Raw genomic sequence first — 18,569 nt, 5'->3', positions numbered from 1 at the left:
TTTACAAAAACTGAGCAAGAAACGCGCCACTTCGGCTAATTTTTCAAAAAGTTGCCATTTAATCGTATTAATTCAAAGGCTGATTCAGTCACCGCCGCGAGAAACATAAAGTCCACTGTGTCGGCGGTATCTTGGGGAGTGTGGTATTGCGGATGGGTCGGCACCCCAAAATACAACCAAGGGATGTTTGCCTTGTGGAAGGGGTAATGATCTGAGGCTCTTAGCCAATCTGTATGTTGGATACTGCGGCCTACAGGCCTTGGGTGGCTGAGTTTGATACACAGGCGATTGTGTGCATTCAGTTGCGGTTTAAAGGCTTGAAATTGATTGAAGTTGCGACTGCCCTCGAGGTAAATGCCGTAGGGGCGTCCGGGGTGGCTTACCATATCCAAATTGAGCATCAATTGAATATTGGCCTCGGGCATACGTGTTTTCAGCTGTTCCACTAGGGCTATGCTGCCATAGAGCCCTGGCTCCTCGGCATCGGTTGCCACAAACATCAGATTGATATTGGGCAGGGTGATAGTTGCATCCTTTGCTTGTTGCGTTAACTGCGCCTGCCAATATTGGGCGATGGCGAGCATAGCGGCGACCCCAGAGGCATTATCATCGGCGCCGTGGTAAATCTTGCCGCCACTTATCCCCAAATGATCATAGTGGGCCACGATAATACGCCATTCATTGGTGGGGCTCTGGGTGGGGGCGATAGCTACCATATTCGCCCCGGTTTCCCGAGTGAATAGCGTTTGGTACTCGAAGGGAATTTCAAAGCGTTCCCCCCAAGGAGTGAGGCCTAGGTGTTTAAATTGCTGATTAAGATAGTCGCGGCTTTTGGCGGCCCCTTGGCTTTGGGTTTTGCGGCCTTCAAATTCAGCGGAGCTTAGCACTCTTACTGTTTGTTCCAATGCCACAGGATTGGCCCAATTTAGGTGAATATCTTGGCGCGAACAGGATTCGGGGGGGTGGGTGGCGCAGCCATTTAGGCCAGCAAATAAAACAGTCAACAAGCCTATCGCCCAGAGTCGGCGAGGCTCAACACGCAAGGTGGGTGCCCGCAGGCAAAGGAATGTGAAGGCTAGTGCCAGTTTATCCATCCTTATCCTTATCGATGTTGAATTAACGCCCTGAGGGATCCCTGCGGATCACTCAGGACGTATTGCTAGCTACTGCTTGGCTGCATTTGCAAGCTGGGCATCTCGCTCCAGTAGCGGCTTTAGGAAGCGCGCCGTGTGGGAGCTTGGATGCTGGGCAACTTCTTCGGGAGTGCCTGTGGCTAAAATCATCCCGCCGCCACCGCCGCCCTCTGGGCCTAAGTCGATAATCCAGTCTGCCGTTTTGATCACATCCAGATTATGCTCAATCACTACTATAGTATTGCCGTGGGATTTCAGGCGATGTAATACGTCGAGCAGCAGTTGAATATCGGCAAAGTGTAAGCCCGTTGTCGGTTCATCCAAGATATACAAGGTTTTACCCGTATCCCGTTTGGAGAGCTCCTTGGCGAGTTTGACTCTTTGAGCCTCACCGCCCGACAGTGTGGTCGCGCTTTGACCTAAACGCACATAGGATAAACCCACATCCATCAGGGTTTGCAATTTACGGGCAATCGCAGGCACTGCATCGAAAAACTCCCGCGCGTCTTCAACCGTCATTTGCAGCACTTCGTGGATATTTTTACCTTTATAGCGTACTTCTAAGGTTTCACGGTTATAGCGTTTCCCCTTACAGGCATCGCAGGGCACATACACATCGGGGAGGAAGTGCATTTCGACCTTGATTAAGCCATCGCCCTGACACGCCTCGCAGCGGCCACCTTTGACGTTAAAGGAGAAGCGACCGACCTGATAACCGCGGGTACGCGATTCTTGGGTGCCGGCAAAAATTTCACGGATCGGGGTGAATATGCCCGTGTAGGTTGCCGGGTTTGAGCGTGGCGTGCGGCCAATCGGGCTCTGGTCGATATCGACGACTTTATCGCATTGATCCATACCGACAATACGGTCATAGGGGGAGGGCTCATCTATGGTCGCGCCGTTTAATTCCCTGTGGGCGATTTTAAAGAAGGTGTCGTTGATTAGCGTCGATTTCCCCGAGCCTGACACGCCCGTCACGCAGGTGAATAGGCCAATGGGAATGGTTAAATCCACATTGCGTAGGTTATTGCCGCGGGCGCCAAAGAGTTCGATCACTTGACTAGCATCGAAGGGCGTGCGGGGGATATCGATGTGAATATTGCGTTTACCAGAAATATATTGCCCTGTAACCGATTCTTCACAGGCGATAATTTTTTCAATCGGACCGTCACAAATGACTTCGCCGCCATGCACACCGGCGCCGGGGCCGATATCGATGACATGGTCCGCCATGCGGATTGCATCTTCATCGTGCTCGACTACAATCACAGTGTTGCCCAAATCCCGCAGGTGGATCAGGGTTTGCAGCAGACGTTCGTTATCCCTTTGGTGTAGACCAATGGAAGGCTCATCGAGCACATACATTACTCCGACGAGCCCCGCGCCAATTTGACTGGCGAGGCGAATACGCTGGGCCTCACCGCCAGAAAGGGTTTCGGCGGAGCGTGACAGGCTTAAATAATTGAGCCCGACATTGACCAAGAACCCTAAACGGTCGCGCACTTCCTTAAGGATTTTTTCGGCAATTTGTGCCCTTTGGCCGCTAAATTCGAGCTTATCGAAATAGTCTAGGGCTTCACCAATCGACCAAGTGGTCAATTTAGGTAGATTAAGATCGCCAATAAACACATGACGCGCTTCTTCTCGCAGACGCGAACCCCCACAGCTTTGACAGGCTTGGGTATTGATAAACTTGGCTAATTCATCCCGAACCGAGTTACTTTCGGTCTCGCGGTAGCGCCGGTCCATATTATTTAATATGCCCTCGAAGGGATGGTTACGCACCACCACATCGCCGCGGTCATTCATATATTTAAAGGCAATGCTGTCTTTCCCCGAGCCGTAGAGGACGATTTTGCGGACTTTTTCACTCAGTTGCTCGTAGGGGACTTCGACGTCGAACTTATAGTGTTCGGCGAGGGAGCTTAACATCTGGAAGTAATAGAAGTTACGTCTATCCCAGCCGCGAATCGCGCCGCCCGCCAGTGACAGTTCAGTGTTGGTAATGACACGTTCCGGGTCGAAAAATTGCTGCACCCCTAAACCATCACAGGTTGGGCAGGCACCGGCGGGATTATTGAAGGAGAAAATCCGTGGTTCTAGCTCTGCCATCGAATAACCACAGTGGGGGCAGGCAAAGTTGGCGGAGAAGATCAGTTCCTCCGGCTTAGCCCCATTGTTGGCGTCGTCCATACTGGCGACGACCGCAATCCCGCCGGAAAGCTCGAGTGCGGTTTCAAAGGATTCGGCGAGTCGCTGGGCAATATCGTCGCGCACCTTAAAGCGATCGACCACAACTTCAATCGTGTGTTTTACGTGCAGATCTAAGGTGGGTGGATCGGTTAAATCGCACACTTCCCCATCGATGCGAGCGCGGATATAGCCCTGTGCGGCTAAACCTTCGAGCAATTTAACGTGCTCACCCTTACGACCATTGACGACCGGAGCCAATAGCATCAAACGGCTGTCTTGGGGCATTTCGAGTACTTTGTCCACCATCTGGCTAACCGTTTGTGCCGCTAGCGGTTGGCCGTGGGTGGGACAACGTGGCTCGCCGACGCGGGCAAACAGTAAGCGCAGGTAGTCGTAGATTTCGGTAATAGTGCCCACGGTTGAGCGTGGGTTATGGGAGGTGGATTTTTGTTCGATGGAGATGGCGGGGCTTAAGCCTTCGATATGGTCCACATCGGGCTTTTCCATCAAACTTAAAAATTGGCGAGCATAGGCTGACAGGGACTCGACATAACGTCGCTGGCCTTCGGCGTATAAAGTATCAAATGCAAGGGAAGATTTGCCTGAACCTGATAACCCTGTGATAACAATCAGTTTATCCCTTGGGATAGTCAGGTTGATATTTTTGAGATTGTGGGTGCGTGCGCCGCGTATTTCAATCTTATCCATCTATCGCTCAAGTCTTATGCTTAAAAAAAATGAGCACAAGTATCGCACAGTTCCGCCGCTGAGTTTAGTTGATTCTGTGATCTCAACCCGAGTCCGATAAGTGTTCCTCGGTGCGCCTCAATTGGCGCAAGCTTATCCCAATGGCTTGGCACTTTGCGACATGGGCTTTTTGCATGTGAGCCCTTGGGCTTAGTTCGGTTTGATATATTTGGCGCGACATATATAGCCGACGATCGCAGATTTTTAGAAATTAATAACCAGTGTCAACACTGTGGCTTAGGCCACGATTTCCTTTTGAGCAAATCCTTTGGGGTGTGGTAACATGCGCACCTTAAAAGACTTTAATTCAGGGCAAAAACATGGGTAACAACGGACTTTCGAGTACTGAGACAAAAGTCGCGTTTTCTTTAGCCAGTGTATTTGGTTTACGCATGATGGGCTTGTTTATGATCATGCCCGTCTTTGCGCTTTATGGTCAGCACCTAGAAGGCTTTTCGCCCCTGTGGGTGGGGATTGCGATTGGCGCCTACGGCCTGACTCAAGCCTTGCTGCAAATCCCCATGGGGATTTTATCTGACAAATATGGTCGTAAGCCGATTATTCTCGGTGGCTTAGTGTTGTTTGCTATTGGCAGTGTTATCGCTGCGAACGCAGAGACTATCTATGGTGTTGTCTTTGGCCGTGCCGTGCAGGGTATGGGAGCCATAGCCGCCGCTGTGCTGGCGCTTGCCGCGGATTTAACCCGCGACGAACAGCGCACTAAGGTGATGGCAATTATCGGCATGTGTATCGGGTTATCTTTTGCCCTGTCTTTGCTAATGGGGCCGATAGTCGCGCAGCATCTTGGGTTGACAGGACTTTTTTGGTTAACGGCGGTATTTGCCATTGTCGGTATGCTGTTGATCCAGTTTTTAGTGCCTAATCCCATCACTCAGGCGCCGAAGGGAGACACTCTAGCGACGCCCGCTAAGCTCAAACGTATGTTCCTCGAGCCGCAATTATTTAGGCTCAATGCGGGGATTTTTATCCTGCATTTAGTGCTCACCGCGGTATTTGTGGCACTGCCGCTGGATCTGGTGGATGCGGGACTAGTGAAAGAAAAACATTGGATGCTGTATTTCCCCGCCTTTGTGGGCGCATTTATTTTGATGGTGCCGTTAATCATCATCGGAGTTAAGCGCAAAAATACTAAGGCGATGTTCCAAATTGCTTTAGTGATCATGATAGTGTCATTGCTGGCGATGACTGTATTTGCGAGCAATCTCTGGGTATTGAGTTTTGCCATAGTGCTGTTCTTCACAGGGTTTAACTATTTAGAAGCTTCACTGCCCAGCTTGATTGCCAAATTTTGTCCCGTCGGTGAAAAGGGCTCGGCTATGGGCGTGTATTCTACCAGCCAGTTTTTAGGGGCTTTTTGTGGTGGTATGCTCGGTGGTGGCGCATTCCAGCTTGTGGGCGCAGTGGGGGTATTTATTGTTGCCGTGATCTTAATGTCTATTTGGTTATTCCTGACATTAGGCATGCAAAACCCAGTGCTGTTAAAGAGTTACACCTTAGAAGCCGAAGTGAAAGACAAGGCGCAAGCGCGGGATATGGCGACTCAGCTATCGCAATTGATGGGCGTTGTTGAAGCCATCGTCGTGCTGGACGAGAAAGTCGCTTATCTTAAGGTGGACGAGCATTTCGATTTAAGAGAAGCACGAGCTGTGTTAGGCTCTGCTCAATAATATCTGGTCTGCCGTGTGGGTTTTGGGGAAGCTGATTTTCCTCTATGGCGATAAAGATAAACAACATACTGAATTAATAGATTATTTAAAGAATCGCAGGAGATTTCAATGGCCAGTCGTGGTGTTAACAAGGTAATTTTGGTTGGCAATTTGGGACAAGATCCAGAAGTACGTTATATGCCAAACGGTAACGCGGTCGCAAACATCACAGTGGCGACTAGCGAATCGTGGAAAGACCAACAGGGTCAACAGCAGGAGCGTACTGAATGGCACCGTGTGGTTCTGTTCGGTAAATTAGCTGAAATTACCGGCGAATATTTACGCAAAGGTTCACAGGTTTACCTCGAAGGTAAATTGCAAACCCGTAAGTGGAAAGACCAAAGCGGTCAAGACCGTTATAGCACTGAAGTGGTTATCGATCAAAGCGGTAGCATGCAAATGCTAGGTAGCCGTGGTCAAGGTGGCCAAGCACAAGGCGCGCCAATGGGCGGCGGCATGCCACAAAACGCAGGTTACCAATCTGCACCACAACAGGCGGCTCTAGCACACAATCAATATGCACCAGCGCCTCAAGCCGCACCTGCTTATCAAGCGCCAGCTCAGCAACAATATGCTGCGCCAGCACCTGCCCAACAAACCTATGGTCAGCAACAGGCACAGCCACACGCTCAGCCACAGCAGGGTGGTTATGCGCCTAAGCCACAGGCTGCACCCGCTTATCAAGCGCCAGCAGCTCCAGCACAACGTCCAGCACCACAGCCACAGCAAAACTTTACTCCAGATTTGGATGATGGCTGGGATGATGATATCCCGTTCTAGCCGTAACTTTAGAATCATTTTGAGATTCAAAAACACAGCCCCGTTTACGGGGCTTTGTTTTAGCCTCACTTCGCAAATGAGTGCAACATAATTGATTTTGCGGGATTTACAGGACGTAAAGATGGAACGATTTTATAAGTTGCAGAGTTTTTACCATCGGGATGTGTATTTTCTGTATGGTGAGCGAAATGTGCAGTCATATGCTGATGCTTTGACTCAGCCCTCGAATGGCATTGCCACCTTTTACTACGAAGTGGATGTCCTTGATGATGAAATAATGCAATACGATATCTTACCCACCCTTGGACCTGAGCTGGTGAGCGCAGCATTTGTTGAGCAATTTCTAGATGTTATAGGTCAAGCGGTTCAATTTATTCCCGCCGAAATTTGTGATGCACAGGGGAATATCAATCGGCAGTTTTATGGGATGCAAGTGCTTAATCGTTATGCCTGCTTGGATTTAACTCGATCGCAGGTAAGCTATCGCACCTATGGACAACACCGCTTTTTGGAGATCCATTCCTTAGTGATTGACGCCAGTCAAGTGATTGAACCATCGATATTTTCTCTACAGGAAAAGTTGGGCTATATCCTAGTGAACCAAGCTCGCTATCACTTGTGTCAGTCGTTACGGGGCGTGGAGTGTGTTGCGCTGGGTTAAGGAATCAATAAAAAAGCCCTGCAATAGTCAAATTGCTGGGCTTACATGAGTTAGCTTAATTTAAAGATTTTTCTCGAGACACCCATTGTTAAATTTTGCAATGCTGATGACTATTGGTATTAACAGCCAAAGCCGAAGTGACAGAATATACCTCCCCTCGGAGTTGCCGCAGGGTATTTGTGTTCGTTGCGTGAGCGAGGCATGGTCGTTCTCGTGCATCAGACCCATAGGGAAATGGGAAATGTCAGAATGATGTATGGAACATCATTGACCATGCACTTCACGACATTCAGGCATCCTGCTTATCAGGTGCCGAGATAGTGTCAGTCGAATCAGGGACGGGCGTCTGACGCGATAGCATAAGGACGCTAAATGCACTCCGTTGAGGGAGTCTTGGAGCATCCAAGGGCGAAGGCCTACGGCCGCTTTGAGCGCGAGATATGGATATCGAGCTGGCTATTTAACATGGACGTTTTTGATAGGACGAGTAGTCCTCCTTGGTCGACTCTTTATTAAAAATCAGGGGGTGAAGCCCCACGACGTTAATTCGAAATAGCGCCAGCTAACCTTAATGCATTAGTTGTACTTAATATTCATCGCGATCAGTGGTTCGCGGGAGGCCTTTTCGGCGCGCAGGCGTGCTAGGTATTTTTCCCATAAATCCACTTGATGGGTGGCGAGGTCGTAGAGCACTTTCCATGAGAACAGTCCGGTATCGTGGCCATCGTCGAAGACGATTTTTACGGCGTAATTGCCTACGGGTTCGATGCTGGTGATATTGACGTTTTTCTTGTGGGTGACCAGTTTGGGATTGCCGTGACCATGTACTTCGGCGGAGGGCGAGTAGACTCTGAGCATCTCGCAGCTGAGTTGATACTGCTCACCATTGTCGAAGCTGATTTCTAAAATGCGCGATTTACGTTTTAATTTGAGGTCGATGACATTGGGGCTTGCAGTGGTCATAGGTTGGCTACCAAAAAATGCTAAGGATAAGATAACGGCTCACTAAAATAACGCTTGGTTAATGTAGCCATTCGCGGCCAAGGATACAAAGGGTATGCCTTAGCCCTGATCACAGTTTTACACTTAGGTGGCTGGTTTGGCATCAACAGTATGCCAAACCAGCTTAAGGGCTAAGCCCAATCAACTTTGATCTATTACGAACTTTGACCGTTTACGAGCTTTGCGTGCTTAGAGGATAAAGCGGCTTAAGTCTTCGTCTTGGACTAAGTTATCTAAGTGGGCGCTGACATAGTCGGCGTCGATAACAAAGGCGGAGCCTGATTTTTCCGATGCCTCGTAGGAGATATCTTCCATTAGCCTTTCCATCACAGTGTGCAGGCGACGGGCACCGATATTTTCGGTGCGCTCGTTGACTTGCCATGCGGCCTTGGCGATGCTCTCAATGCCCGATTCGGTAAACTCGACTTTAACGCCTTCTGTGCCCATTAGCGCCACATATTGCTCGGTGAGCGAGGCATGTGGTTCGGTCAGAATACGTTTAAAATCATCGGCTGAGAGTGCATCTAACTCAACGCGGATCGGCAGGCGGCCTTGCAACTCAGGGATTAAATCCGATGGCTTAGACATCTGGAATGCACCCGAGGCAATAAACAGAATATGGTCGGTTTTGACCATGCCGTGTTTAGTGGTCACTGTGCAACCTTCAACCAGCGGCAGCAGGTCGCGCTGCACCCCTTCGCGGGATACGTCAGGGCCTGAAGTTTCGCCACGTTTACAGATTTTATCGATTTCATCGAGGAACACTATGCCGTGTTGCTCAACCAATTCAATGGCTTGCTCTTTCAAATCTTCCTGATTCACCAGTTTAGCCGCTTCTTCTTCGATCAGCAGCTTAAAGGCTTCTTTGATCTTCATCTTGCGGCGTTTTGCCGGTGCTTGGCCCATATTTTTAAACAGGCTTTGCAGTTGGTTGGTCATCTCTTCCATGCCGGGTGGCGACATGATTTCAATACCAATTTGTGGCTGAGCCACGTCGATATCGATTTCTTTGTCGTCCAATTGGCCTTCACGTAGCTTTTTGCGGAAGATCTGACGAGTGTTTGAACTCGAGTCGGTTTCAGTATTGTCCCAGTCGTTTTTCGGCTTAGGCAACAGGGCATCGAGAATACGTTCTTCGGCGTGTTCTTCGGCGCGTTGGCGACACTTACCCATTTGTTGCTCGCGGGTCAGCTTGATGGCGATGTCAGTTAAATCACGGATGATTTGCTCGACTTCTTTACCCACATAACCGACTTCGGTGAACTTGGTCGCTTCAACCTTGATAAATGGCGCGTTAGCCAGCTTAGCTAAACGGCGGGCGATTTCGGTTTTACCCACGCCGGTTGGGCCAATCATCAGAATATTTTTTGGGGTGACTTCTTGACGGAAGTCGGCATCCAATTGCATGCGGCGCCAGCGGTTACGCAGGGCGACGGCGACAGAGCGTTTGGCCTTTTTCTGGCCAATGATATGTGCATCTAGCTCGTGGACAATCTCACGGGGGGTCATTTCAGACATAATATTTCTCGCGCCCTGTTAGTAATTGAGTTCTTCAATTGTCTTGAATTGATTGGTAAATACGCAGATATCGCCTGCAATAGTCAGCGACTTTTCGGCAATTTCCAGCGCCGACAATTCGGTATTTTGTAACAGCGCCAGCGCCGCCGCTTGGGCATAATTACCACCCGAGCCGATAGCGACTAAGTCGTGTTCTGGCTGCACTACATCGCCATTACCAGTGATGATAAGTGATGCTTCTGCATCCGCCACGACCAGCATAGCTTCGAGTTTGCGTAGTATTCGGTCGGTACGCCAATCTTTAGCCAGTTCGACGGCCGAGCGCAGTAAATGACCTTGGTGCATTTCGAGTTTGGACTCGAAACGCTCGAATAGGGTAAAAGCGTCGGCGGTGCCGCCTGCAAAACCGGCCAACACTTTGTTGTGATACAAGCGACGCACTTTCTTGGCGTTACCTTTCATCACGGTATTGCCTAGGGAGACTTGGCCATCGCCGGCGATGACAACTTGATTATTACGGCGTACTGATACGATAGTGGTCACAATGAATCCTCTTCTCTGGCCCGAGGGTTAAATCACTCGGTGGATGATGGAGTAGATATGGGGATAGATGGCAAGAATTCAAGTTATTGCGGAAAAAGCCACAGGGAGTGGGGGATGTTATGCCCTGTGGCGAATATTGATGTGCTGTATGTTAAGGCGCTGATAAGGTGGAGCGACCGACAACAGTACGACCATCTATGGGATAATATTTAAGATCCCAATTCTCACTGTCTAAACGGCGATCATCTGATACATAGTTGAAATAGCAGTAGGTGTTTGGATCGCTTATAGCCCCTCCACTATACCAATAGACTATGTCTACCTTGGGAGTCTGTTGCCAATCAAAGTGGGTTGCTAGTACAAAGTCCTGATTATCTAACAGTGACTGCCAAAGCTCACCACAGAAAGCGCCTTGTAGTTGGGTGCCTTGATTGCCGCCATTGTCAGTGTCTTTACCTAAGGGGAAACCAGTGGTGGTTGAGTCTAGAGTGCCATCACCATAACAGGCGAGATCTTGGGTGTAGCCCGAGTGACCGCCCGCAAGCCAGCAACTGTGATACAGTTTTACGCCAGAGGTAAAAGCAGCGAAGGCGGCTTTGGCTCTGGCATCGTGAGCATCTTGACTCAGGTTTAAAAACCGTGGTGCCGCGACCACAGCAAGTATTCCTAAGATGATGATAACGACCACGAGTTCGATTAAGGTAAATCCCTTGGATGTGTGTAGACGGCTCATATTAGTTACCTGCTGCTAAGATAGCCGCATTTTAACTTAAATTGAGGAAGTGGTCATTAAGCTATTGATAGTGCTTGATTTTGTTAATGATATGTTGTGTTGCTAGTGTGAGGGCATACTGCAAAAGATCAATTACAGCCTTAATCTTGTTTACATGCTTGCCGTATCCCTCTTGAAACGCTCGCTGAATGCTATTTATGAGTATGTTTTTCTAATGACTCTTTCAGTGCCTGTTGCTGTGCAAGGCAATCTTGCTTAGCTTTGCCCGACATATCATTACAACTTTGGCCCTTATCTATACCTTCTAACATAGCCGCAGCAACATAAACTGCTGCGTCAGTTTTATCACAGTCCTGCTCGCCAGCAGGATATGTTTTATTGCACTTACCACTTACCAGAGTGCTTGTAAGGCATCCGCTCAGGGAGCTAACAATAAAGAGACTAAAAAAAATAGTGATAAATATTTTAGACATAAATTCTTCCTTGATTGTGTTTGCATTCTGCTAGTGACATCCACAAAGCATTATGGGTGGCTTCATATAGGAATGTACTTTGTTTTTGAAGAGCTAGCCTGATGGGCAACACTAAAGCAATAAAAAATCCCCGAGGGAACTGGCGCCCTCGGGGGAAGGTTCAAAAGCAGTGGATCTTTAATGCCTGCGGCATAAAGGAGAGAACCTAAAGTGAGTGTGGCAGTTTATGTTTAGGCGGGCAAAGCGAAAGACACAAACTGCGACAGCTTGTCGCAGGTAGGATGACTGTTGCGCCGTTACAGCATCATAAATGGTCTAGGGAAAATGGGTTTAGTGATTAAATTATTATGGTTGGCAAAGGCGCCGCCCATATTTAGCTGACATAGTGTTATAAGACAGAACTCAGATTGCCTAAATGCTGCACTAGCTCTGCCATATTATTCACTTCGAGTTTTTTCATGATTTTCGCGCGGTGCACTTCAATCGTACGCAGGGATAAAAACATCGCCTCGGAGATTTGCTTGTTGGTCATACCTTGGAGCACATGGGCTAATACCTGATGTTCACGCTCGGTCAGTTGATTAAATTTATGCTGTAGGTTTTGCTGTTCGAAGGCTGCTTGGCTTTCTTTGTGGGCTTTATCTATAGCCTGCACCAGTGCTTTACCCGACACAGGTTTTTGAAAAAAGTCGCAGGCTCCTTTACGGAAGGCGCTCAGCGCCATGGGTAAATCCCCGTGGCCAGTTAAAAATATCACCCCCAGTGGACTGTGGGTTTCTAGCAGTTTTTGCTGCACTTCTTGGCCGCTGATCTCCGGCATTCGGCTATCTAAAATCACACATCCCGCTTGGGTTAAGGGGCATTGCGCCAAAAAATCGCGACCACTGCTAAAGGTTTGCACTGGGTAGCCAAATTGCCCGAGCATAAAACCCAGCGAGTCTAAAATCGCGTCATCGTCATCGACTAAATACAGTGGCAAGTTGGTAGACATGGATTTCCTTATGGGCCGCAGAGCACTCTATCAGCTTAAGCTGGGGGCAACATGGGCTCAATTTTAAGCCTAGGTCTTGGGAGATGTATCACTAAATTAGCCTATTTCCCTTGGGTATAAACCGGAGTTTAGCGGCATTTCACAGCTTGTTTTTTATCTGCGAGCTAAAGTCGCTTAAGTGCAAGGGCATAATAAAACTGAGCAATCGAGGCGATGACAATGGGTTTCTGCGGTAAAGCGATAGTGATGGGATTGCTGCTCTTAAGTGTTCTTGGTGCCAATCTATCCTATGCCGATGAACCGCCACAGGTGCACCATTTTAGGGTTGGCGTGCTTGCCAATCATGGCGTATTGCAGGCCAAACAGCGTTGGCAACCTATGATGGATTATCTGACTGAACAAGTGCCCAATAGCCATTTTGAAGTGGTCCCCGTCGATTTTAATGGCATGAGCAGCCAGCTACTGAATCACGAGCTGCAGTTTATCGTGACCAACCCTGGACAATATCTGCATTTAAGCAATAACTTTCCATTGTCTTGGCTCGCAACGATGAAGAGCCGTAAGCATCAGGGCAGCACTTTCACTATAGGTGCGACCATTATTGTGCGTGCCGACAGCCCTATCCGAACTCTGCAGGATCTGCGGGGAAAGAATGTGGTTGCTAGCGATCCTCAGGCGCTAGGTGGGTATCAAGCCGCCATGGGCCTATTACATAAGATGGGGTTTATACCGGAACAATTTTTTGGACAAGTGCGTTTTTTAGGTTTTCCGCTAGAACCACTTATTTATCAGGTTCGTGATGGTAGTGCCGATGCCGCGATAGCACCGTTTTGCACCCTAGAGGAAATGATTGAAACTGGCCTAGTCAATCAGGCCGATTATCGGGTTATCCATCCGATTACGCCCCCAGGATGTGATTGCGATGTCAGCACTCAACTCTATCCTAATTGGTCATTCGCAGCGGCGGATACGGTTTCCCCTCGGCTGACGATGGCGATTACCCGTGCCTTATTCGATTTACCCGCCGACCATGTGGCGGCCATTACCGCCGATACCTTAGGCTGGACTGCGCCGGTGAGCCAATTAAAGGTGATTGAATTATTTAAGGAGTTGCAACTGCAAGGGGCATCGCCGCCACTCTATCAAACTGTCTATAAATGGATGGAGAAAAACAAAGAATGGGGCGGGGTATTACTGCTGATCTTTATCGTTTCCACTATCTATCATCTCTGGCTTGAATATAAATTTCGCCAAAAGAGCGAGTTTTTAGTTAGCACTGAACGGCAATTAAAAGACAAGGCGTTGCAGCTTGAGCGGCTACAGAGTGCGGCTATTCTAGGGGAAATTGGCGCTGGCCTTGCCCATGAGCTCAATCAACCCATAGCGGCCATTACCCAATACAGCGAAGGCACCATGCTCCAACTGGAAAGACTTGGGCAAGATAATCCCGAACTCTATGATGTACTAGGTAAAATTAATGCGCAGTCGATTCGCGCGGGGGCGGTCGTGCACCGCATTCGCGGTTTACTTAAGCGCCGTCAAGCTAAGGCCGAGCCGCTTAATGTGACCTTAGTTGTGGAGGAAGCCTTAGCCCTGCTGCGGCGCGAGTTAGATAGGGCCAAGGTACAAGTGAGTATGCGGGTACAGGGCGAGCCGTTCGAACTGATGGGCGATAGCGTTGGTTTAAGCCAAATGTGGGTTAATCTAGTGAAAAATAGCTTAGATGCACTCGAAACCTGTGGCGATAATAATGGGCGGCAACTGCGGATCGATATCTATTATTTAGCGGATAAAATCAAAGTATTGGTGATTGATAATGGCGAAGGCCTACAGGGGCAGGCGAGTGAACTAATGGCATCATTTGCCTCAACCAAGGATGCGGGTTTAGGCCTAGGCTTAGCGATTTGTAAGGATGTAGTCAGTCGCCACCATGGCAGCATTCAAATCGAAAACTGCCAGCAATCCACCGAAATGTTATTGCCGTGGCAACAGGGCTGTGTGGTGACTGTCATATTACCTCGGGAATAACACCAAATGTTAGGAGGAGCATGCCATGTTAGCGCGTGGCCAACATAGCCCAAGTGCGGCGACCCTGTTCGAGAATAATCCCCATCGCAAGCCCTGCGGCGGCGTTGATGGCAAGGCAAGTGACAGCGGTTGATAAAATTACAAAGATACAGAAGGGCTTACCATCAATTAAGCGTTTTGACCAGGCGAGTTGCAGCCCAGCTGTGGTGAGTAAGCTGCCAAGAATAGCCATAGGGATAAGGCTTAACAGCCAAGCGATATTGGTGCCCCAGCATAGGGCTATCACTACGCACGTACTGCCAAAAATTAACGGCGCCAGATAAGTGCGGGCGCCAAAATGGTATTGCACTGCCAATCCGCCTGCGCCGTGGCACATGGCCGAGGCGCCAAAGGGCGCGAGCAGTAAGTTGGCAAGGCCTGAGCTTATGGCGAAGTTTTTGGGCGTGAGTTTGGCTGCATCTTCGGGGAATTTTTCCTGCGCCATTACAGAGGTGGCAATCACCGCATTAGTTAAGGTTAATGCCAGTTGTGGCAACACTAATAAAATGGCGGCGGAAGTCCACTCAACAGCGGTCGGCCAAGCTAACTGAAATGGCGCTGTCATGGCTTGGATATCAAAGTTAGTGGCTAAATTAGTTTGTGTATTGGCCTGCCAAATCATCCCCGCCGCTATGACTAATGGCATGGCAAGGTAACGCAGTGGTAAAAACTTACTGATAAATAACAGGCTAAAAGCGCCCACGCCAAGCAGCCAAAATTCACTCATCATCTTAGCGCCCATCCACATTAGTTGCAGACCAATCGCTAATTGAATGCCGACACTCACGGCTTGGGATAACTGTTTGGATAACCAAGTAATGGCACCGCTAAAGGCCAAAACTAACAGAATTATGCCCATTAACATCGCACTCGCCTGCAACATGCCTGGGGTTAAGCCTTGGGCTATGACGAGGGCGGCGATGACTTTCATCGGTTGTATGGGAATGGGGCGGCGGTAAAACAACGCACTCATTATCGCGAAGACGCCAAAGCCGAAAAATATTCCTTGGGGCGAAAATTGATTGAGGGCAATCAGCCCTAATACTAAAGGCAAAAAAGTACCTAGGTCGGCGAAGGCGCCACTGGTTTCACCGAGTAAACGATTGATAGGTTGAGTGATGAGATTTGTTGGGGTTTTGCCCGGGATCATAAAGGTTGCCGCAATTGAACATATACTCACTACGCAAAATAAATGCCATAAAAATCAGAGAATTTGGGTGATAGACTGAGTCAAACTACCGTTTAGCGGTGCGCAGTGAGACAAACTGGGACAAGGCAGAGAAATGGCTGTGTCTAATTGTCTTTCAATTACAAAAGGCTGGACAGTTAACCTAGCCAACCTTTTTTGGGAAACTCTCAAGACATCAATCTAAGAGACTTGGTTTAAGAAAGGAGCCAATTGGCTGTCTATGGTTTCGATTTGGCTCTCGGCATAGGCTAACTCAGCTTCAGTTAAACAGGATAGTGCCCTAGTTTGGTAGAGCCGTTGGATGCTATTCATCCCGTATTTACCAAAATGACGCAGCAATAAACTAGACCAAATAAACATTTGTATAGGTTTATTTAATTGTTCCACGCCGTAAATATTGACCAGTTCCCGCATAGCAATTTCATTACCTAGCTCTGCCGATTTGATGTACCAGGCTTCTGCCGCTTGTAGAGCCTCTTGAGTGGGGTTTTCAGCACTTAAAAATGATTCAGCCTTATAGGAATAAAAATATTGTTGTTGCTCAGCGGGGATTGGATGCTGATGCAGGAAACTGTCACGCAGACGCTCGGCTTCCCTTATCTCTAAGGTGCCAAGTTGCTGGCTGAATCTGGTTAATTCTTTTTGATGGTCGTCTCTATTGCTCATCGCTGCGAGCTGGTAATACATTAACGCTTTAATCGGTTGACGGCTCACGCCTAAACCTTGCTCATAAATTTTACCTAAACCTAGCAGGGCGTCTTCGTTCCACTGAAGTGCGAATTCTTCAAGGTCAATTTTAGCCTGTTGGTAATCGTGTTCATTTTGTGGCGCTTTTAACAAAAGATGAGCAAATTCAACCTTAGCGAAGTCATTACCTCTAGCGACAGATTGGCTTAACCAATGGCGAGCCTTGTCATAGTCGACAGCAAAATCTTCACCGTAGAGGAAACGCTTACCGAGGTAATACTGGCGAAAATCATCGTCTGCGGCGCTCTCGCTAAGTAATGCCTCTGCGCGAGCTAAATCTTTAGGCCCGCCTTGGCCTGCGGCAAGCATATGCCCTAAATCATCTTTTGCTAATTCATCACCAGAGGCGACGGCTTTCTCAAAGTATTCCCGTGCTTTGGAATAGTCCGAAGTGACGCGCTCATCATGCCAGTAGAGTGTGGCTAAATGATAATAGGCTCTTGGGTCTTCTTGCGCGGCGGCTTTTTCAAACCAGTAAATCGCTTGGCTCGCATCGGTATCGAGAAAGGGCTGCCTTAGATACAAGTAAGCGAGCTCATATTGAAATTCGGCTTGTCCTGCTTCGGCATTAGGTTTGAGTTGTTCTACCTGCGCGATTAACTCATCGGCTGTTTGCGACCCAGAAGAGAGCAAACTAGGTAGGGTGAGCATGGGTAAATATTGCGGGTCTAATTCGGCGGCTTTTTTATACCAATCATTGGACGCCTTGGCATCGGCGGGCACCTGTGGGAATCGACCCGAATAAAGCTCGGCCATTGCAATGGCCGCAATGGCAAAGCCTTTATCGACGGCTTGCTGAATAAAATCTAAGCCCGAGTTGACTTCACCTTGATTGATTAGCGTGAGCCCATGGTTAAGTAGTGCAGTAGGCTCACCCGCGGCAAGCGCCTTGGCTTGCGCTTGCTTTTTTTGATATTTTGCGAATAAAACAAAGAGTATAACGAAGGCTATAATTATAAGTATCAACAACATAGTAATCCATCACTATTGATATAAGGGTGTTTAGTAAACTTGGGTTTTGGCTAAATTGCAAGTTTACCCTAAGTTATGGGCCCACCGAGAGTCGCGGTTGGCCCAAGGTTATGGGGATTATTTCTCCCGCAAATGGATTTCTCTTACCGGGCAAGCCATCTCAATACCGGCCTGCTTAAGGGTGTTATACATGGCGAGATTGATCTTATATTTATGTTGAAAGTAGCTTTGGGTCGGCACCCAGTAACGCACACCAATCTCAATGCCGATGGCATTAAAACCGTTGATACCAATATTGGGTGTAGTGTCCTGACTGACATTGGGATTTTTGCTTAAAAGTTCAGTGATTAAGGTAATCGCGGCTTCTGGGTCGTTGTTGTAGCTTAGGTTAAATTGGGCCTCGACCAGCTTATTACTGAAGGAGTTATGCAGAATTTCACCAACGATATGTTTATTGGGGATGCTAATTTGCTCGCCTTCCTCGTTGGTCAGTATGGTCATGCCTAAGTTAATACGCTTAACCACACCACTTTCGCCTTTGATTTCAATCGTATTACCCACCACAAAAGGTCGAGTCACAATAATCGTAATGCCAGCCGCATAATTAGATAGCATGCCCTGTAGGGCGAGGCCTGCGCCGAGGGATGCAGCCCCTATTGCCGCCACCATAGGGGTAACGCTGATGCCGATTTTGCCAAGGGCGATGATCCCGACCATCACTACGATCAGAATGCGGATAAGGTTACTGACGAAGTTACTGAGGGTAATATCGATATGGTGTTTTTCGAACTGTTTAGCGACTAAGCGGGAGACTTTACTGGCGATCCATAAACCCAATAAAAAGATCAGTAAAGCGCCGACTAACTGGAAGCTGTAGGTTACTAAAAATTCCGTGATGAGTTGATAAACGCCCTGTAGCTGTTGTAATTCCTGATCGAGTCCCGGTGTTATCATAATGATATCCTTGTAATAAATTTAACTGTGTGAGTATAACGCAGAAATCCCAGTCAATAATTGTTTGCTATTTACCTGTGAAGCGTATCATGTAATCGCGGTTGATTTGATGAGCCGAATGCCTGACTCAGGTATGCTG

Annotated in this window: 15 protein-coding genes; 4 read left to right on the top strand and 11 right to left on the bottom strand. The window is 48.4% G+C overall.

Translation table 11 applies throughout. From position 1 onward, the window contains the following. Nucleotides 1–35 precede the first annotated feature (35 nt). Entirely contained in the window at nucleotides 36–1,094 is a 1,059-nt protein-coding gene (locus MJO46_RS10305) for a M28 family peptidase (protein ID WP_253989230.1), read from the bottom strand. Between the two features lie 69 nt (nucleotides 1,095–1,163). Beyond that, entirely contained in the window at nucleotides 1,164–4,034 is a 2,871-nt protein-coding gene (gene uvrA, locus MJO46_RS10300) for an excinuclease ABC subunit UvrA (protein WP_253989229.1), read from the bottom strand. A gap of 359 nt (nucleotides 4,035–4,393) precedes the next feature. On the opposite strand from uvrA, the gene MJO46_RS10295 reads away from it, so the two are divergent. From MJO46_RS10295 to MJO46_RS10285, 3 genes are all read left to right on the top strand, one after another. Continuing rightward, the gene (locus tag MJO46_RS10295) at nucleotides 4,394–5,761 is read left to right on the top strand and encodes an MFS transporter (protein ID WP_253989228.1); all 1,368 of its coding nucleotides are present in this window, start codon (nucleotides 4,394–4,396) and stop codon (nucleotides 5,759–5,761) included. 108 nt (nucleotides 5,762–5,869) lie between these two features. Beyond that, nucleotides 5,870–6,580, top strand: a complete 711-nt coding sequence (gene ssb / locus MJO46_RS10290; RefSeq protein ID WP_253989227.1) for a single-stranded DNA-binding protein — start codon at nucleotides 5,870–5,872, stop codon at nucleotides 6,578–6,580. A 121-nt stretch (nucleotides 6,581–6,701) separates the two neighbouring features. Then, a complete protein-coding gene (locus MJO46_RS10285; protein WP_253989226.1) occupies nucleotides 6,702–7,241 on the top strand; it encodes a DUF1629 domain-containing protein in 540 nt (179 codons plus the stop codon). 576 nt (nucleotides 7,242–7,817) lie between these two features. Here MJO46_RS10285 and MJO46_RS10280 read toward each other — a convergent pair. From MJO46_RS10280 to MJO46_RS10255, 6 genes are all read right to left on the bottom strand, one after another. Next, nucleotides 7,818–8,204, bottom strand: a complete 387-nt coding sequence (locus MJO46_RS10280; protein ID WP_253989225.1) for a gamma-butyrobetaine hydroxylase-like domain-containing protein — start codon at nucleotides 8,202–8,204, stop codon at nucleotides 7,818–7,820. Nucleotides 8,205–8,432: 228 nt separating this feature from the next. Next, complete coding sequence (gene hslU, locus MJO46_RS10275) at nucleotides 8,433–9,761, bottom strand: ATP-dependent protease ATPase subunit HslU (protein WP_253989224.1); 1,329 nt, start codon at nucleotides 9,759–9,761, stop codon at nucleotides 8,433–8,435. An 18-nt stretch (nucleotides 9,762–9,779) separates the two neighbouring features. Further along, nucleotides 9,780–10,304, bottom strand: coding sequence for an ATP-dependent protease subunit HslV (gene hslV, locus MJO46_RS10270; RefSeq protein WP_198782096.1), 525 nt, complete (start codon nucleotides 10,302–10,304; stop codon nucleotides 9,780–9,782). 151 nt (nucleotides 10,305–10,455) lie between these two features. Beyond that, nucleotides 10,456–11,037, bottom strand: coding sequence for a type II secretion system protein (locus MJO46_RS10265; protein ID WP_253989223.1), 582 nt, complete (start codon nucleotides 11,035–11,037; stop codon nucleotides 10,456–10,458). 191 nt (nucleotides 11,038–11,228) lie between these two features. Continuing rightward, nucleotides 11,229–11,510, bottom strand: coding sequence for a hypothetical protein (locus tag MJO46_RS10260; protein ID WP_253989222.1), 282 nt, complete (start codon nucleotides 11,508–11,510; stop codon nucleotides 11,229–11,231). Nucleotides 11,511–11,898: 388 nt separating this feature from the next. Beyond that, complete coding sequence (locus MJO46_RS10255) at nucleotides 11,899–12,501, bottom strand: response regulator transcription factor (RefSeq protein WP_253989221.1); 603 nt, start codon at nucleotides 12,499–12,501, stop codon at nucleotides 11,899–11,901. A gap of 219 nt (nucleotides 12,502–12,720) precedes the next feature. Between MJO46_RS10255 and MJO46_RS10250 the strand changes: the two genes are divergently transcribed. Next, nucleotides 12,721–14,529, top strand: coding sequence for a PhnD/SsuA/transferrin family substrate-binding protein (locus MJO46_RS10250; RefSeq protein WP_253989220.1), 1,809 nt, complete (start codon nucleotides 12,721–12,723; stop codon nucleotides 14,527–14,529). Between the two features lie 28 nt (nucleotides 14,530–14,557). Here the strand turns inward: MJO46_RS10250 and MJO46_RS10245 are convergent, their stop codons facing one another. The 3 genes from MJO46_RS10245 to MJO46_RS10235 all read right to left on the bottom strand — a co-directional run bounded on the left by MJO46_RS10245 (nucleotide 14,558) and on the right by MJO46_RS10235 (nucleotide 18,430). Then, on the bottom strand, nucleotides 14,558–15,718 hold the full coding sequence (locus MJO46_RS10245; protein WP_253989219.1) for a putative sulfate/molybdate transporter: 1,161 nt from the start codon (nucleotides 15,716–15,718) through the stop codon (nucleotides 14,558–14,560). A 219-nt stretch (nucleotides 15,719–15,937) separates the two neighbouring features. Then, entirely contained in the window at nucleotides 15,938–17,476 is a 1,539-nt protein-coding gene (locus MJO46_RS10240) for a tetratricopeptide repeat protein (RefSeq protein WP_253989218.1), read from the bottom strand. 117 nt (nucleotides 17,477–17,593) lie between these two features. Then, nucleotides 17,594–18,430, bottom strand: coding sequence for a mechanosensitive ion channel family protein (locus MJO46_RS10235; protein ID WP_253989217.1), 837 nt, complete (start codon nucleotides 18,428–18,430; stop codon nucleotides 17,594–17,596). Nucleotides 18,431–18,569: the final 139 nt, after the last annotated feature.

It is taken from the genome of Shewanella sp. KJ2020 (assembly GCF_024197625.1).
Lineage (GTDB): Bacteria > Pseudomonadota > Gammaproteobacteria > Enterobacterales > Shewanellaceae > Shewanella.
The sequence above is the reverse complement of the archived record's forward strand: the minus strand, read 5'-3'. Positions and strand labels throughout refer to the sequence as shown.